Source organism: Streptomyces sp. NPDC046859, assembly GCF_040645135.1.
GTDB lineage: Bacteria > Actinomycetota > Actinomycetes > Streptomycetales > Streptomycetaceae > Streptomyces.
The window spans coordinates 26,989-48,962 of the sequence record NZ_JBEYXR010000024.1 but is presented as its reverse complement, the minus strand read 5'-3'; the positions used below and the strand labels follow the sequence as shown (position 1 = coordinate 48,962).

At 73.6% G+C, this 21,974-nt stretch carries 26 protein-coding genes; 11 read left to right on the top strand and 15 right to left on the bottom strand.

Annotated features, from left to right (window positions below; translation table 11 throughout):
• Positions 1-206: 206 nt before the first annotated feature.
• Complete coding sequence (locus ABZ899_RS28640) at positions 207-695, top strand: hypothetical protein (RefSeq protein WP_361351323.1); 489 nt, start codon at positions 207-209, stop codon at positions 693-695.
• A gap of 98 nt (positions 696-793) precedes the next feature.
• Here the strand turns inward: ABZ899_RS28640 and ABZ899_RS28635 are convergent, their stop codons facing one another.
• The 3 genes from ABZ899_RS28635 to ABZ899_RS28625 all read right to left on the bottom strand — a co-directional run bounded on the left by ABZ899_RS28635 (position 794) and on the right by ABZ899_RS28625 (position 2,881).
• On the bottom strand, positions 794-1,306 hold the full coding sequence (locus tag ABZ899_RS28635) for a hypothetical protein (protein WP_361351321.1): 513 nt from the start codon (positions 1,304-1,306) through the stop codon (positions 794-796).
• 226 nt (positions 1,307-1,532) lie between these two features.
• Complete coding sequence (locus ABZ899_RS28630; protein ID WP_361351319.1) at positions 1,533-2,297, bottom strand: hypothetical protein; 765 nt, start codon at positions 2,295-2,297, stop codon at positions 1,533-1,535.
• A 17-nt stretch (positions 2,298-2,314) separates the two neighbouring features.
• Positions 2,315-2,881 carry a hypothetical protein gene (locus ABZ899_RS28625; RefSeq protein WP_361351411.1) on the bottom strand — a complete coding sequence of 189 codons (567 nt, stop codon included), beginning with the start codon at positions 2,879-2,881 and terminating at the stop codon, positions 2,315-2,317.
• Between the two features lie 360 nt (positions 2,882-3,241).
• Here ABZ899_RS28625 and ABZ899_RS28620 point away from each other — a divergent pair, with 360 nt between their 5' ends.
• The 4 genes from ABZ899_RS28620 to ABZ899_RS28605 all read left to right on the top strand — a co-directional run bounded on the left by ABZ899_RS28620 (position 3,242) and on the right by ABZ899_RS28605 (position 7,757).
• On the top strand, positions 3,242-4,225 hold the full coding sequence (locus tag ABZ899_RS28620) for an SCO0930 family lipoprotein (RefSeq protein ID WP_361351318.1): 984 nt from the start codon (positions 3,242-3,244) through the stop codon (positions 4,223-4,225).
• Between the two features lie 299 nt (positions 4,226-4,524).
• The gene (locus ABZ899_RS28615; protein ID WP_361351316.1) at positions 4,525-5,337 is read left to right on the top strand and encodes an SAM-dependent methyltransferase; all 813 of its coding nucleotides are present in this window, start codon (positions 4,525-4,527) and stop codon (positions 5,335-5,337) included.
• Positions 5,334-7,469 carry an EAL domain-containing protein gene (locus ABZ899_RS28610; protein WP_361351314.1) on the top strand — a complete coding sequence of 712 codons (2,136 nt, stop codon included), beginning with the start codon at positions 5,334-5,336 and terminating at the stop codon, positions 7,467-7,469. Before ABZ899_RS28615 ends, ABZ899_RS28610 begins: the two co-directional genes overlap by 4 nt.
• 102 nt (positions 7,470-7,571) lie before the next feature.
• Positions 7,572-7,757, top strand: coding sequence for a hypothetical protein (locus ABZ899_RS28605; protein WP_361351312.1), 186 nt, complete (start codon positions 7,572-7,574; stop codon positions 7,755-7,757).
• 3 nt (positions 7,758-7,760) lie between these two features.
• Here ABZ899_RS28605 and ABZ899_RS28600 read toward each other — a convergent pair whose 3' ends face one another.
• Positions 7,761-8,645: a LysR substrate-binding domain-containing protein gene (locus ABZ899_RS28600; protein WP_361351311.1), complete on the bottom strand. Its 885-nt coding sequence runs from the start codon at positions 8,643-8,645 to the stop codon at positions 7,761-7,763.
• Positions 8,646-8,764: 119 nt separating this feature from the next.
• On the opposite strand from ABZ899_RS28600, the gene ABZ899_RS28595 reads away from it, so the two are divergent.
• From ABZ899_RS28595 to ABZ899_RS28585, 3 genes are read left to right on the top strand one after another with little or no spacing between them, the layout of a single operon-like run.
• Positions 8,765-9,436: a succinate dehydrogenase gene (locus tag ABZ899_RS28595; protein ID WP_361351409.1), complete on the top strand. Its 672-nt coding sequence runs from the start codon at positions 8,765-8,767 to the stop codon at positions 9,434-9,436.
• A gap of 2 nt (positions 9,437-9,438) precedes the next feature.
• Complete coding sequence (locus ABZ899_RS28590) at positions 9,439-11,385, top strand: fumarate reductase/succinate dehydrogenase flavoprotein subunit (protein ID WP_361351309.1); 1,947 nt, start codon at positions 9,439-9,441, stop codon at positions 11,383-11,385.
• On the top strand, positions 11,382-12,128 hold the full coding sequence (locus ABZ899_RS28585) for a succinate dehydrogenase/fumarate reductase iron-sulfur subunit (RefSeq protein WP_361351307.1): 747 nt from the start codon (positions 11,382-11,384) through the stop codon (positions 12,126-12,128). Before ABZ899_RS28590 ends, ABZ899_RS28585 begins: the two co-directional genes overlap by 4 nt.
• Before the next feature lie 99 nt (positions 12,129-12,227).
• Here ABZ899_RS28585 and ABZ899_RS28580 read toward each other — a convergent pair whose 3' ends face one another.
• The 8 genes from ABZ899_RS28580 to ABZ899_RS28545 are packed head-to-tail and all read right to left on the bottom strand — an operon-like array spanning position 12,228 to position 15,810.
• Entirely contained in the window at positions 12,228-12,521 is a 294-nt protein-coding gene (locus ABZ899_RS28580; protein ID WP_361351305.1) for a gas vesicle protein K, read from the bottom strand.
• Complete coding sequence (locus tag ABZ899_RS28575; protein ID WP_361351304.1) at positions 12,518-12,766, bottom strand: gas vesicle protein; 249 nt, start codon at positions 12,764-12,766, stop codon at positions 12,518-12,520. Before ABZ899_RS28575 ends, ABZ899_RS28580 begins: the two co-directional genes overlap by 4 nt.
• On the bottom strand, positions 12,763-13,623 hold the full coding sequence (locus ABZ899_RS28570) for a GvpL/GvpF family gas vesicle protein (protein ID WP_361351302.1): 861 nt from the start codon (positions 13,621-13,623) through the stop codon (positions 12,763-12,765). The genes ABZ899_RS28575 and ABZ899_RS28570 overlap by 4 nt, the downstream gene beginning before the upstream one ends.
• Positions 13,620-13,964, bottom strand: a complete 345-nt coding sequence (locus ABZ899_RS28565) for a gas vesicle protein (protein WP_361351300.1) — start codon at positions 13,962-13,964, stop codon at positions 13,620-13,622. Before ABZ899_RS28565 ends, ABZ899_RS28570 begins: the two co-directional genes overlap by 4 nt.
• Entirely contained in the window at positions 13,961-14,224 is a 264-nt protein-coding gene (locus tag ABZ899_RS28560) for a gas vesicle protein GvpG (RefSeq protein WP_361351298.1), read from the bottom strand. Before ABZ899_RS28560 ends, ABZ899_RS28565 begins: the two co-directional genes overlap by 4 nt.
• A gap of 4 nt (positions 14,225-14,228) precedes the next feature.
• Positions 14,229-14,978: a GvpL/GvpF family gas vesicle protein gene (locus ABZ899_RS28555; protein WP_361351296.1), complete on the bottom strand. Its 750-nt coding sequence runs from the start codon at positions 14,976-14,978 to the stop codon at positions 14,229-14,231.
• A gap of 2 nt (positions 14,979-14,980) precedes the next feature.
• Complete coding sequence (gvpJ, locus tag ABZ899_RS28550) at positions 14,981-15,451, bottom strand: gas vesicle protein GvpJ (RefSeq protein ID WP_361351294.1); 471 nt, start codon at positions 15,449-15,451, stop codon at positions 14,981-14,983.
• Between the two features lie 35 nt (positions 15,452-15,486).
• Positions 15,487-15,810, bottom strand: a complete 324-nt coding sequence (locus ABZ899_RS28545) for a gas vesicle protein (RefSeq protein ID WP_361351292.1) — start codon at positions 15,808-15,810, stop codon at positions 15,487-15,489.
• 216 nt (positions 15,811-16,026) lie between these two features.
• Here ABZ899_RS28545 and ABZ899_RS28540 point away from each other — a divergent pair, with 216 nt between their 5' ends.
• Both ABZ899_RS28540 and ABZ899_RS28535 read left to right on the top strand, forming a co-directional pair.
• The gene (locus ABZ899_RS28540; protein WP_361351290.1) at positions 16,027-16,797 is read left to right on the top strand and encodes a GNAT family N-acyltransferase; all 771 of its coding nucleotides are present in this window, start codon (positions 16,027-16,029) and stop codon (positions 16,795-16,797) included.
• On the top strand, positions 16,794-17,711 hold the full coding sequence (locus tag ABZ899_RS28535; protein WP_361351289.1) for a lysophospholipid acyltransferase family protein: 918 nt from the start codon (positions 16,794-16,796) through the stop codon (positions 17,709-17,711). The genes ABZ899_RS28540 and ABZ899_RS28535 overlap by 4 nt, the downstream gene beginning before the upstream one ends.
• Here the strand turns inward: ABZ899_RS28535 and ABZ899_RS28530 are convergent.
• Positions 17,701-20,034, bottom strand: a complete 2,334-nt coding sequence (locus tag ABZ899_RS28530) for an excinuclease ABC subunit UvrA (RefSeq protein ID WP_361351287.1) — start codon at positions 20,032-20,034, stop codon at positions 17,701-17,703. The two genes, ABZ899_RS28535 and ABZ899_RS28530, sit on opposite strands and share 11 nt — an antisense overlap.
• Positions 20,035-20,124: 90 nt before the next feature.
• Positions 20,125-21,123 (bottom strand): LLM class flavin-dependent oxidoreductase, encoded by a 999-nt coding sequence (locus ABZ899_RS28525; protein WP_361351285.1) that lies wholly within the window; start codon positions 21,121-21,123, stop codon positions 20,125-20,127.
• Positions 21,124-21,200: 77 nt separating this feature from the next.
• Between ABZ899_RS28525 and ABZ899_RS28520 the strand changes: the two genes are divergently transcribed.
• Positions 21,201-21,692: a hypothetical protein gene (locus tag ABZ899_RS28520; RefSeq protein WP_361351283.1), complete on the top strand. Its 492-nt coding sequence runs from the start codon at positions 21,201-21,203 to the stop codon at positions 21,690-21,692.
• A gap of 10 nt (positions 21,693-21,702) precedes the next feature.
• Here ABZ899_RS28520 and ABZ899_RS28515 read toward each other — a convergent pair whose 3' ends face one another.
• Positions 21,703-21,918 carry a dodecin gene (locus ABZ899_RS28515; RefSeq protein ID WP_361351281.1) on the bottom strand — a complete coding sequence of 72 codons (216 nt, stop codon included), beginning with the start codon at positions 21,916-21,918 and terminating at the stop codon, positions 21,703-21,705.
• Positions 21,919-21,974: the final 56 nt, after the last annotated feature.

Sequence of the window (21,974 nt, the reverse complement as noted above, 5' to 3'; positions counted from 1 at the left end):
ACGAGGTGCCGGGTGCCGAGAAATTCTGACGGTCCGTGACCTGCGGTGATCCATCTCGCGGGAGCGTCGCCCGGCGTGTCCCCTCACCAGGACGGACCAGCGCCGAAATGCGGCCCCGGGCAGGGCATCTGAGGGTCTTTCTGGGAGGCGCTTTCTCGCCGATCGGACCGGGGACGGGACCCGGGGCGTCTTCCGCGGAGGATCACATGCGTACCACTCGTACCCTGGCGGCCGCTGCCACCGCGGTTGCCGCTCTCGGCGTCGCCGCCCCGGCGGCCGTCGCGCGGGACGGCATGCCCGGCCCCAGGAACATCGTGGCGCTGCCCAGCGTCATCGCCCGCGGCGGACAGCTCACCATCACCGTCGACGGCTGCCCTTCGGGAGGCACCGCGACCTCGGACGCGTTCCGGCCCACGACGCTGTCGCCGACCGGCGGCGGCAGCGCCCGGGGCACCGCCACCATCGACCACAAGGCCCGTCCGGGCTCGCACAGCATCACCGTCAACTGCGGCGGCCGGACCCTGACGAACCCCGCCGCCTTCACCGTCGTCGGCGGTGTCCGCGGCGGCCTCGGCGGCAGCACGTCGACGGGGGCGACGACGGCCGACATGGCCATCGGCGGCGGCCTCATCGCCGCGGCCCTCGCGGGCGGCGGCCTGTTCTGGATGCGGCGCCGGGCGGAGAGGCAGATCTGACCGGCCACCTCTTCGTCCGTCGCACGCCCCTCCACGGACCTTCGCCCCGGCTTCCCTGTGGGGAAGCCGGGGCGAAGGTCCGTGGAGGGGGAGCGGTGTCAGGCGTCGCTCTCGTCGGTGCGCCGCCGGGAGAGGTGGTACGCGGTGCCGATCGCGCCCGTGACCAGTGCGGCGCCCAGACCGATCTCCTTGAGATCGAACCCCGCGGGCGTCCCGCCCGCACCGGCCTTGACGCCCTTGTCCAGGTGCGCGGGACGGGGCCGCGGCTCGGGCCGGCCGCCGGTGATCCGGAGGTCGGCGCTCTGCCAGAACGTGCCGCAGTAGAACGACACCTCGTACACCGCGCCCCGCTTCGCGTCCCGGTCGACGGTGACCCGTGCCGTGGTCCGCCACCGGGGGATCACGACCGTGTCGAAGACCCCGGACGAGACGGTCACGCTCTGCTCGCAGCCGCTGGCGTGCAGCCTCACCTGTCCGCCGGGCTCCACGGCGGAGGGGACCACCCTGGCCCAGAAGCCCGAGTCGTCACCGCTCGCGTGGGCGGCCGGCGCGGTCGCGGCGAGGGCGCTGGCGCCCAGCAGCGCGGCCGACGCGACGCGTATCGCTCGCATGGTGTTCCTCCCGGTCTCCGAGGAACGGCGGCGGACCTTCCGCCGCCTGCGCCGGACACGCACCTCGATGTCCGGAACGCTAGGAACGGGCGCACACCTGCGCGATCGCTGTCGTACGAACGGGGCAACCGTCTGGTCCGCCCAGGGGAACGCGTTGCTGCGGCCGGGCGACGCGGCCGGTGCGGCGGCGTACGTCCCCCGGCCCTGCGGCGGGATGAGGGCACGGTCAGCCCTTGGCGCGCGGGAACAGGTCGAGGAACGGTTGCGCCGCCTCGGCGGCCCCGTGGCCGTAGGGCGAGTCGAAGTCCCAGATGAGGAAGAGCAGGAACGCGATCAGCGCGGAGAACAGCCCGGCGAGGATCAGCTCACGCGGGGTGCGCCGGATCTGCAGGGCGAACACCATGCCGATGGTGATCACCGCCCCGGCCAGCAGGCCGAACCACACCACACCCGGCATGGTCGCGCCGGTGGAGTCGCCGCGGGCGATCCGCGCCTGGTCGGCCGCGGTCACCTGGTCGACGAGCGGCTGGTACGCCTGGGCCTCGAAGTCGGTCCTCGGTTCGTGGTCGGTGACGTCCTCGCGGAGGCGCTGGAGCAGCGCGGTGCCGCGGTCGGTGAGTTCGCCGTCGTCCGCCATGGACCTCCACTCGGTGGTGACGACGTGTCCGATGTAGGCGTTGACATCCTCCCGAATGCGGTCGCGGACCTCGGGTGGATAGACCCGGACGCGTTCCGTGATCTCGTGCAGCGCCACGGCCTCCGCCTGGACGTGGTCCTGGGCGGCGCTGCGGCCCTCCCAGACGCCCGCGATGGCCAGACCCAGGACGATGGCGTACACCACGCCGATCCACATCGTCATGTACTCGATGACGTCCGGGGTCTCGGAGGGGTCCTCGTCCTCGGGGGCGGTCCTGTGCCGCACGAGGGTGATGATCACCACCACACCACAGGCGGCCAGCATCGCGAGGGTGAGAACAAGCCATTCCGGCAAGGGGGTCCTCCAGGGGGTCAGCGGGGGCGCAGGGCGGCGACCGCGGCGATGGCGGGGGCCGCGATCAGCAGGACGAAGGCCAGGGGCGACGGGGCGCTGTGCGCCGCCTGCCGCTGCGGGGTGGCGCGGTGCGGGGGGTAGTGGACGCGGGTCGGGCCGGGCTCGGGTGCGGGCGGCGGCGGTTTCGCCTCGCTCTTCGGCGGGGGCGCCGGGACCGGGGCGGGCTTGGGCGCGGGGGGCGGCGTGGGCCGGGGGGTTGGCGGCTTCGGTGCCGAGGGCTTTGGTGCCGGGGCGGGCGGCGGCTCGGGCTCGGGAGTGGGCGTCGGTGTCGGCTTCGGGGGAGGCGGCGGAGGCGGCGAAGGCGGAGGCGGCGGTTCGGGGGTCGGTGCCGGGGTGGGTGTCGGGGTCGGGGTGGGCGTGGGCGTCGGGGTCGGCGGGGGGCACTGCGGCGGGCTGGGCCAGGTGAGGCTGCCGGCGACCGCGACGGCCTGGACCCCGCCGGGTCCCGTGTCCGCGTAGGCGCAGGCGTCGGCCACCGTCGCCCCGGCCGGTGCCGTCACCAGCAGCCAGGTCAGCACCGTCACGGCCAACAGCCGTGAGGTAAGGGTGGATTGTGTGGGTTCGGGTCGGTGCACGACGAAGATCTTGTGTCCACGCGGACCGTCACACGCCGAGGAACGGGCGGATTGCCCCGAACGGGGGACGGTCGCTGCGCGGCGGGTTTGGCCCCGGGGCAGGTGGCGGGCGCGCGAGGCGCACGCGCGTACGGGCCGGGGCGGCGGCACGCGCGTGGCCAGGAGGACGGGTGGGGCGGGAGGGGTCTCACGGCTTCCCGAAAGAATTTCGGCCGCTCGTTGAACACGCACGGGGTTCCGCTGCGTACTCCTCGTCGTGCGGCGGCGCAGCAGGGCGCTGCGACACCGGTGTGATTCTGGGAGTTGACGATGAAGACCTCGTGGCGGAGCGCCTCGCTCGCGGTGAGCGCCGCGGCGCTGCTGGCGCTGACGACGGCATGCGGGCAGGAGACGACGCCGCCGGCGAGCAGCCAGAACGTGGGAGCCACGGCCGCCACGGGCGGCGGCTACGGGTCCGCGGGCACCGGTCTGGGCGGTGCCGACGCCGGGGCGCCGGGTGAGGAGGGCATCGGCGCGCAGACCTCCACCGCCGGTGAACTGTCCGTCTCCACCAACGCGGAACTCGGCAAGGTGCTGACCGACAGCGGCGGTCTGACGCTCTACCGCTTCGACAAGGACACCGCCGAGCCCGCCAAGTCCAACTGCGACGGCGAGTGCGCCAAGAAGTGGCCGCCGGTCCCCGCCGACGACGCCGAGGCCGGCGCCGGCATCGACAAGGCCCTGCTCGGCTCGGTCACCCGGTCCGACGGCACCAAGCAGCTCACCGTCGCCGGCTGGCCGGCGTACCGCTTCGCCAAGGACATCAACGCCGGTGACGTCAACGGCCAGGGCGTCGGCGGCACCTGGTACGCGCTCGCCCCCGACGGCAAGAAGGCGCAGGGCGGTTCCGGCACGCAGGCCGGCGACCGGCCCGGCCTGTCCACCCGCAACGACCCCAAGCTCGGCGAGATCGTCGTCGACGGCAACGGGCACACCGTCTACCGCTTCATGAAGGACTCGCCCTGGCCGATGAAGACGGCCTGCACCGGCGAGTGCCTGACGAAGTGGCCGGTCATCGAGCCGGTGGACGCCAAGGACACCAAGGGCATCGACCTGAAGGGGTCCGGGCCCCGCGGTCAGGGCTACGTGGTCTTCGACCGGCCCGACGGGCTGAAGCAGCAGACCATCGACTGTGTGCCGATCTACACCTTCGCCGGGGACAAGAAGCCCGGCGACACCAACGGTCAGGGCGTCGGCGGCACCTGGTTCGCCATCCGCCCCGACGGCAAGCCGGTCGGCGCGTCGGAGAAGTGAGGATCAGACCTCCCCAGGGTTGATCCGCGCGCACGGCCTCGTCCGCCCCCTGAAACCCACCGCTCAGGGGGCGGACGCCTGTGCTGTCCCGGCCGGCCGCGCTCACCCGGATTCCCCAGCTTCGCGGCTCCGCGGAGCGCTTCGGTGGTTTTCAGGGGAAATGAGGGGGGTGCCGACGCGGCACGTGCCACTGGCAGTGACCGGGAACGGATGGTCAATTTCCGTTTCTGCTCGCTCCATTGGCGGGCGATCAGTAGCCTCAGCTCGAACACTGGATCGCCGATGCGTTGGAGAGTCAGATGGAGCGTCCCGCTTGGGCCCCACGGAACATCGACATCTCGGTCCCCAGCGTCTCGCGCATCTACGACTACTACCTGGGCGGTTCGTACAACTTCGAGGTCGACCGGGAAGCGGCCCGCAAGGCCATGGAGTTCATGCCGGGCCTGCCCAAGATCATGCAGGCCAACCGGGCGTTCATGCGGCGCGCGGTGCGGTTCGCCGTCGGCGAGGGCGTCACCCAGTTCCTCGACATCGGCTCCGGCATCCCGACCTTCGGCAACGTCCACGAGGTCGCCCGCGCGGCCGACCCCGGAGCCCGGGTGGTGTACGTCGACCACGACCCGGTCGCCGTCGCCCACAGCGAGGCCGTCCTCGCCGGTGACGACGGCACGGGCGTCGTCGCCGCGGACCTGCGCAAGCCCCGGGAGATCCTGGCCAGTTCCGAGGTCGAGCGCCTCATCGACCTGAACCGGCCGGTCGCCCTGCTTCTCGTTGCCATACTGCACTTCGTGGAGGACGAGGACGACCCGTACGCAGCGGTGGCCGAACTGCGCGACGCGCTCGCGCCCGGCAGCATGCTGGTGCTCACGCACGCCTCGTACGAGGGCATCCCGCTGTCCGAGGAGAGGGCCAAGGGCACGGTCGACGTGTACGAGGACATCCGCAACCCGCTGATCATGCGTTCGCGCGACGGTATCGCGCGGTTCTTCGAGGGGTACGACATGGTGGAACCCGGACTGGTGCCGATGCCGCTCTGGCGCCCGGACACCCCACCGGAGGACGACGACCCATGGGCCTCCTCCGGGTTCGCCGGCGTGGGGCGTACCGCGTGAGCGGGGCGCCCGACGAGCCGGAGGACAGACTGCGCCGGTTCGCGACCATCTGGAGCCGGGCCGTCTTCCCGGTCACCGCGACGTCGTCGACCCGGCCGGAGTTCGAGGAGCAACTGCTGCCGCTGGCCCGGCGGTTGAGCGGCGCGCTCAGGAAGCGCGCCTTCGACGCCGACGAGGGCAAGGCGGTCGGCGCGGCTCTGGTCGGCGCCCACTGCACCGACCCGGAGGCGCTCAGCCGCTCGCTGGACTGCGTCGACGCCTACCTCGTGCTCTACTGCGGCGGCGACGGCGACCAGGAGGACCTGCGGGCCCGCTCGGCACGGCTCCAGCACGCCATGGCCGCCGGGTACGCCCAGGCGCTGCGCGCCCGCACCCTCGCCGAGCAGGAGGCGATCTCCGCGGCGGCGCTCAGGGCCCAGGGCGTGGTCGCCCAGGCCCTGCACGCCACCGAGGCGCGGTTCCGCGCGGTCTTCGAGGGCGCCGCCATAGGCATCGGCATCGCCGACCTGGACGGCAACATCCTCCAGGTGAACGGCGCGCTGCTGCGGATGTTCGGCATCTCCGGGCAGACCATGCAGACCCGCAACGTCCTGGACTGGACCCACCCCGAGGACGCCCCGCAGACCTGGAAGCTCTACGAGGAGCTGGTCCGCGGCGAACGCGAGCACTACCACCTCGAGAAGGCGTTCTACCGTCCCGACGGGACCGCCCTGTGGACCAACCTCACGGTGTCGCTGCTGCGGGACGCCGACGGCGCCCCGCAGTACCAGCTGGCCCTGATGGAGGACACCACCGAGCGCCGCCTGCTCAATCTGCGGCTGCGCTACGAGGCCACCCACGACGCCCTGACCGGCCTGCCCAACCGCACGTTCTTCTTCGAGCGCCTGGAGAAAGCCCTGGCCGCCGGCGAGGGACAGCGCTTCGGCCTGTGCTACCTCGACCTGGACGGCTTCAAGACCGTCAACGACAGCCTCGGCCACGCGGCCGGCGACCGGCTGCTCGTCGAGGTCGCCGACCGGCTCCAGTCCTGCGCCACCGCTCCCGGCGAGATGGTCGCGCGGCTCGGCGGCGACGAGTTCGTGGCCCTGACCACCGGCCCCGACACCGAGCACGAGGTCGACGAGCTCGCCTCCCGGATCATGAACGCGCTGCTCGCGCCGATCAGCGTCGACGGCCGGGACCTGACCGTGCGCGGCAGCATCGGCGTCGTGGAGGGGCCGGCCGGGGAGCGCAGCGCGGCGGAGGTGCTGCGCAGCGCCGACATCACCATGTACCGGGCCAAGTCGGCGGGCGGCAACCGCTTCGAGCTGGCCGACCCGGAGGCCGACGCCCGCGCCATCACCCGGCACGGGCTGACCACGGCGCTGCCGACCGCCCTGGAGCGGGGCGAGTTCTTCATCGAGTACCAGCCGCTGGTCCACCTCGGCGACGGCAGTGTGCGCGGCGCGGAGGCCCTGGTGCGCTGGCTGCACCCGCAGCACGGCATCCTCGGCCCGGACCGGTTCATCCCGCTCGCCGAGCACACGGGTCTCATCGTCCCGCTCGGCCGGTGGGTGCTGGAGCAGTCGGTGCGCCAGGCGCGCGCCTGGCGGGAGCGGCACCACGACGGCGGTCCGCTCCGCATCAACGTCAACCTCTCGCCCTGCCAGCTCACCCACCCCGGTCTGGTCCAGGACACCGTGGACATCCTGGAGCGCGCGGGCGTGCAACCCGACGCGCTCTGCCTGGAGGTGACCGAGTCGGCTCTCATCGGCGCCGACGACGCCCTGCTCAAACCGCTGCGCCGGCTGGCCGAGATGGGCGTCGACATCGCCCTGGACGACTTCGGCACCGGCTACTCCAACCTCGCCAACCTGCGCCGGCTGCCGGTGAGCGTGCTCAAGCTGGACCGCTCGTTCACCCAGAGCATGCAGCGGTTCCCCGCCGACCCCGTCGACCTCAAGATCGTCGAAGGGATCGTCTCCCTGGCGCACAGCCTGGACCTGGCGGTGACCGTGGAGGGCGTGGAGACCGGCGCCCAGGCCGAGCAGCTGCGGATCCTGGGCTGCGACACCGCCCAGGGCTGGTACTACGCCCGCCCGGGCCCGCCGGACCGGCTGCACGAACTGGCGCTGGTGGACGCGACGGGGTGAGCCCTGCCGGGTGCGCCGGGCCGCTCCGCCGCCCGGTGGCCCCCGGAGGACACGGCCACCGCCGAGGAGTGCGACGCCCTGTACGGCGGGCTCACGGGCGAGGTGGGCAGGGCGCCCGCCGCACCGGCACCGGGCGGCGCCGACGTCGCCCGCGCCGCGAACGGCGAGCGGCCGTCCCGGACCACCGTCGGCCCGGCCGACGACGGCTCCGCGCGGGTCAGCGACGTCGCCGGCGCCGTCCGTGCCGAGTTCGGCGCGCGAGCCGGCATGCCGGCCGTGCGCGGCTGACGCTCACCGCTCCAGCAGCATCCGCTGCAGCTCCCGCGCGGCCCGCGGCGGCGCCACGTCGCTGCGGTGGGCCAGGGCGATCGTCCGGTGCAGACCGGGCCGGGCCAGCGGGGTGACCCGCAGCCCCCGGCCCGACCGCGCCGCCACCATGCGCGGAACGACGGCCAGGCCCAGCCCCGCCCGTGCGAACTCCAGCACGGCGTCCATCTCGCCGCCCTCGACCGCGAACTCCGGTTCGAAGCCCTCGGCGCGGCACGCCGCCACCGTCAGCTCGCGCAGGTCGTAGCCGTGCCGGAACATCACGAGGCGTTCGCCCTCCAGGTCGGCGATGCGCACCGCGCGCCCGCCGCCGCCCGGCGGCGGGGCCTCCGGCGAGGACACGACGACCAGGTCCTCGCGCAGCAGCTCCACCGTCGTCAGCGCGGGGGAGGGCGTCGGCAGGGGCAGGACGACGAGGGCGAGGTCGAGGGCGCCGCGTGCCAGCTCGCGCACCAGGTCGTGCGAACCGCCCTCCTCGATCAGCAGGCGGATGCCGGGGTAGCGGTCGTGGAAGGCGCGCAGGACGTCCGGGAGCAGGCCCGTGCACAGGCTCGGGGTGGCGCCGAGCCGGACCCGGCCCCGGCGCAGCTGCACCAGTTCCTGCACCTCGTGCCGGGCCGTGTCGGCGTCGGCCAGGATGCGCCGGGCCAGCGGCAGCAGGGCCTCCCCGGCGTCCGTCAGCGTGATGTTGCCCCGGGCCCGCAGGAACAGGTCCGCGCCGAGCTCCCGCTCCAGGGCCTTGATCTGCTGCGACAGCGAGGGCTGTGCCACGTGCACCAGATCGGCGGCACGGGTGAAGTGCCGGGTCTCGGCGACCGCCACGAAGTACTGGAGCTGCTGGAACTGCATACAGCCATCATAGGTGCCGGCTATGGAAACGAGGCGCACCATGTCTTGGACCGATCGGGCGGTCCGGCCGTAGCGTCGTTCGCATGGCTCTGGCAACGCGGACGGACCGACGGCCGTCCTTGGCACGCACGGTGTGGGACTCGACCGTCGGCAAGAAGGCCGTCATGGCGGTCAGCGGACTGATCATGCTGCTGTACCTGGTCCTCCACATGATCGGCAACCTGAAGATCTTCTTCGGCGCCGGTGACTTCAACCACTACGCGCACTGGCTGCGCACCGTCGGCGAGCCGTTCATGCACTACGAGTGGACGCTCTGGATCGTCCGGGTGGTCCTGGTCGTCGCCGTCGCCGCCCACGCGGTCTCGGCGTACCAGCTCAGCCGCCGCGACATCAGGGCCCGCCCCACCAAGTACGTGCACAAGAAGCCGCGCGCCTCCTACGCCACGCGCACCATGCGCTGGGGCGGCGTCATCCTCGCGCTGTTCATCGTCTGGCACATCCTGGACCTGACCACCGGCACCGTGCACTCCGGCGGCTTCCAGGAGGGCCGCCCGTACCAGAACGTCGTGGACACCTTCTCCACCTGGTACGGCAACACCATCTACATCGTGGCGATGCTCGCCGTCGGACTGCACGTCCGGCACGGCTTCTGGAGCGCCGCCCAGACCCTCGGCGCCGGCAGCCGCACCCGCGACCGCGCCCTGAAGGCCACGGCCGACGTCCTCGCGCTGCTGCTCACGGCCGGCTTCATCGCCGTGCCCGTGGGCGTCATGACCGGAGTGGTGAGCTGAAGATGACCTACACCGACTACACGACCGGCGAACCCGTCGCCGACACCAAGGCCCCCTCCGGCCCCGTCGCCGAGCGCTGGGACACGCGCCGCTTCGAGGCCAGGCTGGTCAACCCCGCCAACCGGCGCAAGCACACCGTCATCGTGGTCGGCACCGGCCTCGCGGGCGGCTCCGCCGGCGCCACGCTCGCCGAACAGGGCTACCACGTCGTCCAGTTCTGCTACCAGGACTCCCCGCGCCGCGCCCACTCCATCGCCGCGCAGGGCGGCATCAACGCCGCGAAGAACTACCGCAACGACGGCGACTCGATCCACCGCCTCTTCTACGACACCGTCAAGGGCGGCGACTTCCGCGCCCGCGAGTCCAACGTGCACCGCCTCGCGCAGATCTCCGTCGAGATCATCGACCAGTGCGTCGCCCAGGGTGTGCCGTTCGCCCGCGAATACGGCGGCCTGCTCGACACCCGCTCCTTCGGCGGCGTCCAGGTTTCCCGCACCTTCTACGCCCGCGGCCAGACGGGCCAGCAGCTCCTGCTGGGCGCCTACCAGGCGCTGAGCCGGCAGATCGCCGCGGGCAACGTGGAGATGCACCCCCGTACCGAGATGCTCGACTTGATCGTCGTCGACGGGCGGGCGCGCGGCATCGTGGCGCGGGACCTGATCACCGGGAGGATCGGCACCTACTTCGCGGACGCCGTCGTCCTCGCCTCCGGCGGCTACGGCAACGTCTTCTACCTGTCGACGAACGCCATGAACTCCAACGCCACCGCCGTCTGGCGGGCGCACCGGCGCGGCGCCTACTTCGCCAACCCCTGCTTCACGCAGATCCACCCCACCTGCATCCCGCGCACCGGCGACCACCAGTCCAAGCTGACGCTGATGAGCGAGTCGCTGCGCAACGACGGCCGTATCTGGGTGCCCAAGGCCAAGGGCGACACCCGCCCGCCGCACCAGATCCCCGAGGACGAGCGCGACTACTACCTGGAGCGCATCTACCCGTCCTTCGGCAACCTCGTCCCACGTGACATCGCCTCCCGCGCCGCGAAGAACGTCTGCGACGAGGGCAGGGGAGTGGGCCCCGGCGGCCAGGGCGTCTACCTGGACTTCGCCGACGCGATCCAGCGCATGGGCCGCAAGGCCGTCGAGGCCAAGTACGGCAACCTCTTCGACATGTACCAGCGGATCACCGACGAGGATCCGTACCAGGTGCCCATGCGGATCTACCCCGCCGTGCACTACACGATGGGCGGCCTGTGGGTCGACTACGACCTCCAGACGACCATCCCCGGCCTGTTCGCGATCGGCGAGGCCAACTTCTCCGACCACGGCGCCAACCGCCTCGGCGCCTCCGCGCTGATGCAGGGCCTCGCCGACGGCTACTTCGTCCTGCCCGCCACCATCAACGACTACCTCGCCCGCAACCCCCACCACGAGCGGGTCACCGACGACCACCCCGCCGTCCAGGAGGTGCTGGCCGAGACCGAGGACCGGCTCAATCTGCTGCTCGCCGTGGACGGGGACCGCACCCCGGACTCCTTCCACCGTGAACTCGGCGAACTGATGTGGGAGTTCTGCGGCATGGCCCGCACCGACTCCGGACTGCGCAAGGCCCTGGAACGCATCCCGCAGATCCGCGAGGAGTTCTGGCGCCGTATTAAGGTCCCCGGCACCGGCGAGGAGTTCAACCAGTCGCTGGAGAAGGCCAACCGCGTCGTCGACTACCTGGAGCTCGCCGAGCTGATGTGCCTCGACGCGCTGCACCGCACCGAGTCCTGCGGCGGCCACTTCCGCGAGGAGTCCCAGACCCCGGACGGCGAAGCGGCCCGCAAGGACGACGAGTTCGCCTACGCGGCCGCCTGGGAGTTCACCGGCACCGGCGAGGCTCCGACCCTGCACAAGGAAGACCTGGTCTTCGAGTACGTCCACCCCACCCAGCGGAGCTACGCATGAAGCTCACCCTGCGCGTCTGGCGGCAGAAGAACGCCGAAGCCGAAGGCGCCATGTCCACGTACGAGGTGGACGGCATCTCCTCCGACATGTCCTTCCTGGAGATGCTCGACACCCTCAACGAGGAGCTCATCCTCAAGGGCGAGGACCCCGTCGCCTTCGACCACGACTGCCGCGAGGGCATCTGCGGCGCCTGTTCGCTCGTCATCAACGGCGACGCCCACGGGCCCGAGCGGACCACGACCTGCCAGCTGCACATGCGGTCCTTCGAGGACGGCGACACGATCGACATCGAGCCGTGGCGGGCGTCGGCCTTCCCGGTGATCAAGGACCTCGTCGTCGACCGCACGGCGTTCGACCGGATCATCCAGGCCGGCGGCTACATCACCGCGCCGACCGGCGCGGCCCCCGAGGCGCACGCCACCCCCGTGCCCAAGCCGGACGCCGACCTCGCCTTCGAGCACGCCGAGTGCATCGGCTGCGGGGCGTGTGTGGCGGCCTGCCCCAACGGCGCGGCGATGCTGTTCACCTCCGCCAAGGTCAACCACCTCAACGTGCTGCCGCAGGGCGCGCCCGAGCGCGAGACCCGCGTGCTCGACATGGTGGCGCAGATGGACGAGGAGGGCTTCGGCGGCTGCACCCTCACCGGCGAGTGCGCCACCGCCTGCCCCAAGGGCATCCCGCTCATGTCCATCACCAGCATGAACAAGGAGTGGCTGCGGGCCACCCGGAAGGCCAAGCGGTAACACCCTCGGGGCCTGACCCCGTTCGAGACGTTCGCCGACAGGTGCGGACGGGCGGGACCGGGAGCGGTGCTCCTCCCGGTCCCGTCTGGTGTCTCCGGGTCACCGGCCGGGGTCGGCGAGGAGAGGGCCCAGCGGGCCGAGGTCGAGGTTCAGGTCGCAGCGCCGCAGCCCGTGCTGCGCGCACAGCTCGTCCATGCGCTCGTCGAGCAGCATCAGCGCGGTGCCGAGCCGGTCCTCCTGCTCGGCGGTGAGCGTGCCCTCGTCGAAGCGGCGCACCGCCTGCCGCTCCATGAGCTGCCGCAGGAGCTCCACCACGGTCAGGACCAGCGCCGCCAGATCGTTCGTGACCCGCTCGGGGTCGAGGTCCACGGCGTGGGCGCGGGGCGCGGTCACAGCGGCCCGCTGTCCGGCCACGGCGCGGGCACCCGGTCGCCCACCGACGCCAGCAGGGCGTGCAGGGAGATCCGCACCAGCGGCACGTCGGCGATGGCCAGCACCAGGTCGCCGCTGACCACGACACCGGCCGCCAGCACCCGGTCCAGCAGGTCGACCAGGGGCACCCCCACGGGCGCGTACGGCTCCGGGCCGTCCCACGGCACCGGGGTCCGTCCGGCTCCCTCCGCCTCCGGCACGGTCATGCGACCACCTCCTGCCGGGCGCCGGGCTCCACCGCGTCCGTGTCCACCAGCCGGGCGAAGGAGTACGGGATCCAGGGGCCGGACACGGTGACCTCCAGACCGGTGGCCCCGGCCGCGCGGGCCAGCGAGCCGACGGCCCGTACGAACTCCTCGCGCCGGGCGTCGTCGACCAGATAGGCGGCGTTGAGCAGTTGCGGGACGCTCGTGCCGGTCATCCGCTCGCTCTGCGGCCGGTGCCGGGTCGCGGCCGCGGCGTACCGCCGCAGCTCCCGGTCGACGGCATGGGCCCGGGCCAGGGCCTGCTCGCGCGTCTCCCGTTCGGTGCGCCGGCGGGCGCTGGCCCGGCGCAGGTACGACCGCCCGTCTGCCGGTCCGTCCCCGTCGGCGGCGGATCCGGGCCCGGCCGCGGGGCCGTGGACCTTCACCGCCCACTCCGTGCGGTCGCGCAGCCGCTCCAGCAGGGCCCGCAGGGACGCCTCCCGGGCGGTCACGGCCCGGACCGCGTTCCCGTCGTCGAGGTACAGCGTCGCCATCGGGAGCGGGACGGCGGGGCCCGCGCTCGCCGCCGTCTCCACGCCCCTGTGGTGGGCGCGGGCGCAGCCCTCCAGCACGTCCGGCCGGTTCAGCCGTTCCGCGAGCGCCGCCTCGCCGTAGTCCGCGGCGGGCACGTCCTGCACGACCAGGTGGAACGGGCCCGCGGCCAGGGTGCGCAGGGGGCCGCCGCCGTCATGGCCCGGCGTCCGCGCGAGCACCTCCCGTGGCACGGGGGAGTCCGTCACCGCGAAGACGCAGGTGAGGGTGGGGGGCCGCGGCTCTGGTTCCGCCGTCGTCGCCCGGCCGGCCGGGAGCGTGCTCATCGGGTCACCTCCGTGGTGTCGGTGCCGGCTTCGTCCAGGGCCTCCAGACGGGCGCGCAGCCGGGCGTTCTCCTCGGTGAGCGCGTCCCGCGCGGCGCGTGAGGACAGCGCCGGGTCCGTCTCCCACCAGTCGATGCCGGCCTTCTTCGCGGTCTCGACCGAGGCGATGAACAGGCGCAGCCGGATGGTCAGCAGCTCGATGTCGAGCAGGTCGATCTTGATGTCGCCGGCGATGACGATGCCTTTGTCCAGTACGCGCTCCAGCAGATCCGCGAGGCTTCCGCAGGCGGGCCCGGCCGGCTGGGGGTCCGGGCCCGCCGGCCAGGTGCCGAGGTCGGTCACAGGGCGCCTCCGCGGTGCGGGAGCCCGGTGGCGGGGACGGGACTGCCGAGGAGAGCGAGCAACCGCTCCTCCTCCTCCTCGAAGGCCGCCTCGTCGATGACACCCTCGTCCAGGGCCTGGTTCAGCGCGACCAACCGGGCCTGTACCGCGCGAGGGTCGGTCATCTGCCGCTCGGCCTCCTGGCGGAGCTGGTCGGTGACCCACAGCGTGCCGCGCACGGGGGCCAGCGGCAGCAGCAGGAGCTCGGTCAGGAGTCCCATCGGGTCACCGACCGGCCGGCGCGGACGGGGTGTCCACGAAGCTGTAGCAGGGCAGCGGACCGGTGAGGCTGAGCGTGAGCCGGTCCCCGACGTCCCGGGCCCGCTCGGCCACGGCCTCCCGGAAGCGCTCCTCGTCGGCGGCGCGGAGCAGGAACGACGTGCTGAGCACCTGCTCGTCGTCGACCGGGCCCGGCGCGGTGCGCACGGCGAGCGGGGTGAGCCGGTCCAGCACCTCCCGGGCCGCGCCGCGGGCCTCCCGTACGACCCCCTTCGCCAGGGCCTCGCCGAGGCGCACGTTCGCCTCGTAGCCGGGGCGCTGCCGGGTCCGGCGGGCGAGCGCCCGCAGGGTGCCGTCGCGGCTCACGAGGTCGGCGAAGTACCCGGGCACGACGGCGCCCTTCACGTTCATCTCGACGCAGCCCCGCACCGCCTCAAGCTGGGCCGTCAGCTGGTCACGGTGCGCGCGCAGCCGGTGGAGCAGCTCCTGCGGGTCCGGGCTGAGCACGGCGAACCGCATGGGCAGCACCGGGCCCTGACCGGCGAGTTCCGCCAGCACCGCCTGATGTGCCGTCAGGTCGCGTCGCCGTGCGCGGAGGGACGCCGGGGCGTCCGAGACCGCCGCGCACAGCCCCGACCCGGTCAGCAGCCGCACCCGCGCACCGCCCACCCCGGTGGTGCTCGGCGGACGGGCGCCCTCGGGGGCGATGCCGTAGACGTACAGCGTGCCGGTGGTGGGGGCGGCGGTGGTCGTCACGGTCACTCCTCCTCGGCCACGCGGCGCCGGGGCCGCGGGCGGTCTTCGTCGGTACGGCGCTTGCGGGCGGGCCGGCGGGCGGGTTCGGTGGCCGCCTCGGCCTCCTCCTCCTCCTCTTCCTCGTCGGACTCCGGGCTGAGGACGTCGCGCACCTTGTCGGTCAGGGAGCGGGCGGTGCGCTTGGCGCCGGCCTTGCCGATGGTCCGGGCGACCGGCCCGCCGAACAGCTCCGGCACGGTCTTGGACCGCTGATCGTGCTCCAGGTCCAGGCGGTTGCACGCCTCGGCGAAACGCAGATACGTGTCGACGCTGGCGACCACGATGCGTGCGTCGATCTTGAGGATCTCGATGCCGACCAGGGAGACGCGCACGAAGACGTCGATCACCATGCCGCGGTCGAGGATCAGCTCCAGCACGTCGTAGACGTTGCCGGCGCGAGGTGCGTAGACGATCTCGTCGCTGTGGACGGCCATGCGGGAGGTCCTTCCCGTCGAGCGGTGAGGCGCGCTCAGTGGTCCTGGGCGCCGCGCCGGTAACGTGCGGTCCGGCGGTACTGCGTCAGTTCGCCCGCGGCGTCCAGCTCCACCTGGTACGTCGCGAGCAGACTGGTCGTGTCGGGGATGCGCGCCAGTTCGAGCACGTCGACGTCGACGACCCAGCCGCCGTCCTCGCCCCGGCACACCGCGGACACTCCTTCGAGGGGGTGCCTGATCAGCTCCGTGAGTGCCTCGGCGGCACTGCGGGCGGCCCCTCCGGCCCCGCGCACGATACGGCGGCGGCCGGTGGACGGAGCGGAGCCCTTGCGGCGCTCGCCGGTTCCCGATTCGGTCATGGACCCACTCTCGCCAAGGCGGCCGGTGCGCGCGTGCGCAGCTAGGCCGTCCGGGTGCGCCCGCCCGGCGCGAGCCGTTCAGCCACCCCACACCCCCGCTCCCCGCGCCGGACACGCGCAGGTCAGCCGCGGTCGGGAGAACAGGGTCGGCGCCCCGCGCGACACCGCACGGGCGCCCCCGCCCCGCCGCACCGGCCCCGTGACCAGGAGAGAGCCATGACAGGCGCTTCCACGCTCGCCCGTCCCCCGCAGCCCACGGCACCCACCCGCTACACCGTCCGGCTCGCCCGCGACGAGGAGGACGTCCGCGCCGCCCAGCGGCTGCGGCACGAGGTCTTCGCCGGTGAGCTGGGGGCCTCGCTGTCCACCCCGCTGCCGGGGCTCGACATCGACGCCTTCGACGCGTACTGCGACCATCTGCTCGTCCAGGAGGAGTCGTCCGGACAGGTCGTCGGCACCTACCGGCTGCTGCCGCCCGAGCGGGCCGCCGTCGCCGGACGGCTCTACTCCGAGACCGAGTTCGACCTCACCGCGATCGACGCGATCCGCCCGGACCTGGTCGAGGTCGGCCGCTCCTGTGTCCACCCCGGCCACCGCGACGGCGCCGTGATCGGGCTGATCTGGGCGGGCATCGCCCGCTACATGGTGGACCGCGGCCACGAGTGGCTGGCGGGCTGCTGCTCGATCCCGCTCGCCGACGGCGGCACCCTCGCCGCCGCCACCTGGGACCGGGTCCGCACCCGGCACCTCGCGCCCGAGGAGCACCGCGTACGGCCGCTGCGGCCCTGGCGGCCGGCCGGCCCGGCACCCGCCCGGCGCGCCGAACTCCCCGCCCTGCTGCGCGGATACCTGCGCCTGGGCGCCCAGGTGTGCGGCGAACCCGCGCACGACCCCGAGTTCGGGGTGGCCGACCTGTACGTGCTGCTGTCGATGCGCCGGATCGACCCGCGCTATCTGCGGCACTTCCTCTCCCTCGTCCCGGCGTGACGGCCCCGACGGGCGGAGGGGCCGCCCCTGCCCCCGCGCACGCCGCCGACGCCGGGACCCTCTGGCGGCCGAGCGCCCCCTGCACCCCGCGCAACTGCGTCGAGCCCGCCGTGCGGACGCGGGCCCTGCCGTGGGCCGTCCTGCGGGTGACGGCCCTGCTGCTCCTGCTGGCCGCCGGACTGACCGTGCGGCTGGCCACCGCGCCGCTCGGCGTCCGTCTGCCGCCGGGCCCGGTCCGCCACTGGTGCCGCTGGGTGGTCCGGGCCGCGGGCGTGCGGGTCCGGATCGACGGCGGGGCCGTACCCGGCACCGGCGTGCTGATCGTCGCCCGGCACGTGTCCTGGCTGGACGTCCCCCTGCTGGCCGCCGTCCGCCCGGCACGGATGCTCGCCAAGTGGGAGATCCGCTCCTGGCCGGTCGCAGGCCGGCTGACCGCCCTCGGCGGCGCCCTGTTCATCGACCGGGACCGGATCCGCGCGCTGCCCGGCACGGTCGCCCGGATCGCCGGGGCGCTGCGGTCCGGCGCGGCGGTCGCCGTGTTCCCCGAGGGCAGCACCTGGTGCGGCCGGGCCGGGGGCCGCTTCCGCCGGGCCGCCTTCCAGGCCGCCCTGGACGCGGCCGTCCCCGTCCTGCCCGTACGTCTGCGCTACCGGGTCTCCGGCGGCCCACCGGCCACGCTCCCGGCCTTCGTCGGCGACGACACGCTGCTCGGCTCGGTCTGGCGGGTGGTCCGGGCACGGGGCCTGAGCGCCGAGGTGGAGGTACGGGCGCCCCTCGTGGCGGACCCCACGACCGACCGCCGCGCGCTGGCCGGGGCGGCCGAGAGGGCGGTGGGGACACCGGGGGACGCGGTCCTCGCCGGCGAGGACGTCCTGGCGGGAGACGGCATGCCCCGCGCGGGGGTCACCGCATGACGTCCGCCAGATACGGTGCCGTGGCGCTGTCCGGCGTCGCCGCCACTTCGGCCGGGGTGCCGGCCGCCACGATCCGGCCGCCCGCGTCGCCGCCGCCGGGGCCCAGGTCGATCACCCAGTCGGCACCCGCGACGACCGACATGTCGTGCTCGACCACCACCACGGTGTTCCCGGCGTCGACCAGGCCGTGCAGCTGACGCATCAGCACCTCGACGTCGGCCGGGTGCAGTCCGGTCGTCGGCTCGTCCAGGAGGTACAGCGTGTGCCCGCGCCGGCCGCGCTGCAGTTCGCTCGCCAGCTTGATGCGCTGGGCCTCGCCGCCGGACAGTTCGGTCGCGGGCTGGCCGAGCCGCAGGTAGCCGAGACCGACGTCGAGGAGGGTGGCGAGACTGCGGGCCACGGCCGGGGTGTCGGCGAAGAACTCCGCGGCGGCCTCGACCGTCAGGTCCAGCACCTCGGCGACACTGCGCCCCCGGTACCGCACCCGCAGGGTCTCCGCGTTGTAGCGGGCCCCTCCGCACTCCGGGCACGGGGCGTAGGTGCTCGGCAGGAACAGCAGCTCGACGCTGACGAACCCCTCGCCCTGGCAGGTCTCGCAGCGGCCGCCCGCCACGTTGAAGGAGAACCGCCCGGCCCCGTAGCCCCGCGCACGGGCCTCGCCGGTCGCCGCGAACACCTTGCGCACCACGTCGAACAGACCCGTGTAGGTGGCGAGGTTGGAGCGCGGCGTACGGCCGATCGGCCGCTGGTCGACCGAGACGAGCCGGCCCACCCCCGGCAGCTCCTCGGTGATCTCCCCGATCAGCGTGGACTTGCCCGAACCCGACACGCCGGTGACGGCCGTGAACACACCGAGCGGGAACGCGGCGGTCACCCCGCGCAGGTTGTGCCGGGTGACCGGCCCCACCGTCAGCCGGCCGCGCGCCGCCCGCACCGGGCGCCGGGCGGCCGGGGCGTCGTCGAAGAGGAAGCGGGCCGTCGCCGAGTCGGCGACCGACGCCAGCTCCGCCACCGGCCCGCTGTGCAGCACCCGCCCGCCGTGCTCGCCGGCCCGCGGCCCCACGTCGACCAGCCAGTCCGCGGCCCGCATCACATCGAGGTGGTGCTCCACCACGAACACCGAGTTCCCGGCCTCCTTCAGCCGGTCCAGCACCCGCAGCAGCGCCTCCGTGTCCGCCGGGTGCAGCCCCGCCGACGGCTCGTCCAGGACGTACACCACGCCGAACAGTCCGGACCGCAACTGCGTGGCCAGCCGCAGGCGTTGCAGTTCGCCCGCCGACAGCGTCGGCGTCGCCCGGTCGAGGCTCAGATAGCCGAGGCCCAGTTCGACCACGGGCGCGATCCGGGCCCTGAGGTCCCCGGTCAGCACCCGCGCGGTCTCCGAAGCGCCGCCGTCCAGCGTCTGGGCCAGCTCCACGAGCGGCAGCGCGGCCAGTTCGGCGATCGTCCGCCCCGCGAAGGTCACCGCCAGCGCCTCCGGCCGCAGCCTGCGGCCCCCGCACGAAGGGCAGGGCGCGGCGGTCAGGAACCGCTCCGCCCTGGCCCGCAGCGTCGCGCTGCGTGAGTCGGCGAACGTCTTCATGACGTACCGCCGGGCGCTCATGTACGTGCCCTGGTAGGGGCGTTGGATACGGTCCGCGTCGCGCACGGGGTGGACGGTGACGACGGGCTGCTCGTCGGTGAACAGGATCCACTGCCGCTGCTCGGCCGGCAGTTCCCGCCACGGCCGGTCGACGTCGTACCCCAGGGCGTCGAGGATGTCGCGGAGGTTCTTGCCCTGCCAGGCCCCCGGCCACGCGGCGATCGCGCCGTCCCGGACGGACAGCGACGGGTCGGGGACCAGCGTCTCCTCGGTCGTCCGGTGCACCCGGCCCAGCCCGTGGCACTCCGGGCACGCCCCGGCGGCGGTGTTGGGCGAGAAGGAGTCCGAGTCGAGCCGTTCCGCCCCCGGCGGGTGGTCGCCCGCCCGGGAGTACAGCATCCGCAGCGAGTTGGAGAGGTTGGTGACCGTGCCGACGGAGGAGCGCGACGTCGGCGCGGAGCGGCGCTGCTGGAGCGAGACGGCGGGCGGCAGCCCGGTGATCTCCCCGACCTTCGGCGCGCCGACCTGGTGAATCAGCCGGCGGGCGTACGGGGCGACCGATTCGAAGTAGCGGCGCTGCGCCTCGGCGTAGATCGTGCCGAAGGCCAGCGACGACTTCCCGGAGCCGGACACCCCGGTGAACACGGCCAGTACGTCGCGCGGAATGTCGACGTCCACACCCTGGAGGTTGTGCTCGCGGGCACCGCGGACGCGGACGTAGGGGTCGTGCGGGGAGTGCATGGGGCGGTGCTCCGGGAGGACGGCGAGGACAGAGCTACCCAGCGTAGGCAACCGGGTCACGGGCCGTCCCGCCGCCGCGGCGGGCCCGCGTCAGGCGTGGACGATCCGGGCCAGCCGCCGGTAGGAGTCCACGAGGGCGTCCCGGTCGTAGGTGCTGGTCGTCACCAGCACCTCCTGGGCGCCCGTCTCCTTCAGCAGCGTCTCCAGCTCGTGCGCGACCTGCTCCTCGGTGCCCGCGACCTGCCCGTCCAGCCCCCGCTCGTAGAACTCGCGCTCCCGGCCGGACAAGGACAGCGCCGCCACCCGTGCGGCGGGCGGCAGCGGCGGGAAGGTGCCGTGCGTACGGGAGTACGCCATCGACCACGCCTCCGGCACGAGCAGCCGGCGGGCCTCCTCCGGCGTGGCGGCCACCGCGACGGTGCCGGAGATCACGACGTAGGGCTCGCCGGCCCACTCCGAGGGCCGGAACCGCTCCCGGTACCGGTCGATGCCACGCCGCATCCGCTCCCGGTCCCGCAGGTCCCCGATCACCATGGGCAGCCCGGCGCGGGCCGCGATGTCCGCCCCCTCGCCCATGGCCAGCACGAACGGCGGCACCGTCAGGCCCTCCGGGGGCCGGGCGTGCACCCCCGTCGGCGAGGTGCCGCGGAACCAGCCCAGCAGCTCCTCCAGCTGCGCCCCGAAGTCCTCCGCGTCCTCCTTGTCCCGGCCGAGCGCACGGCGCACCCCGCCGGTGAAGCCGACCGAACGGCCCAGCCCCATGTCGATCCGGCCCGGGAACAGCGACTCCAGCACCCCGAACTGCTCGGCCACCACCAGCGGCCGGTGGTTGGGCAGCATCACCCCGCCCGTGCCGACCCGGATCGTGCGCGTCGCGCCGGCCACGGCGGCGGCCAGCACGGTCGGCGCCGAACCCGCGACACCAGGCACCCCGTGGTGCTCCGACACCCAGAAGCGGTGGTAGCCGAGCTCCTCGGCCACCCGCGCCAGCCGCACGGTGTCCCGCAGCGCCTCCGGAGCCGTGTGCCCCTCGCGCGTACGCGAGCGGTCGAGGACGGAGAAGCGGGTGGAGGCGATCACGGAGCTCATACAGGGTTCAACACCGGGCGGCGCGGGAGATTCCTGTCCGGTGGGTCCGGCGGCACGGGGACCGTACGCTGTCGGGCGTGACCGACAGCAGCCGACGTCCGCTCGCCGTGTTCGACCTGGACAACACCCTCGCCGACACCGGGCACCGCCAGCACTTCCTGGAGAGCAGGCCACGCGACTGGGACGGCTTCTTCGCGGCCGCGCCCCAGGACCCGCCTCTCGAGGAAGGCGTCGCGCTGGCCCGGGAGACCGCGAAGGAGTGCGAGATCGTCTACCTGACCGGCAGGCCCGCGCGCTGCCGGCGCGACACGCTCGACTGGCTCGCCGCCCACGGACTGCCCGACGGGGACCTGCACATGCGGCGCGACGACGACCGCAGGCCCGCCCGGCGCACGAAGCTGGAGACGCTGCGCCGCCTCGCCCGCACCCGGGAGATCCGGGTCCTGGTGGACGACGACGAGCTGGTGTGCGAGGACGCGGAGCGGGCCGGCTTCCCGGTCGTGCGCGCGCGCTGGACGGCCCCGTCCGCCGCGCTGAAGGAGGCGCAGGAGCGCGAGGGACGGACCTGACGCGAGGGCCCTACTCGGACCCCTCCAGCCGGAACCCGACCTTCATGGTCACCTGCCAGTGCGCGATGTCACCGCCGTCGAGCTGGCCGCGTACCTCGGTCACCTCGAACCAGTCCAGGTTCCGCAGGGTCTGCGAGGCCCGCGCGATGCCGTTGCGGATGGCGTGGTCCACGCCGTCGGGCGAGGTGCCGACGATGTCCGTGACCCGGTAGGTGTGGTTCGACATGTGGGTGCTCCTCTCACACGCGTCACTCCACCGTGCCCCACCGCGGGGCATCGCGC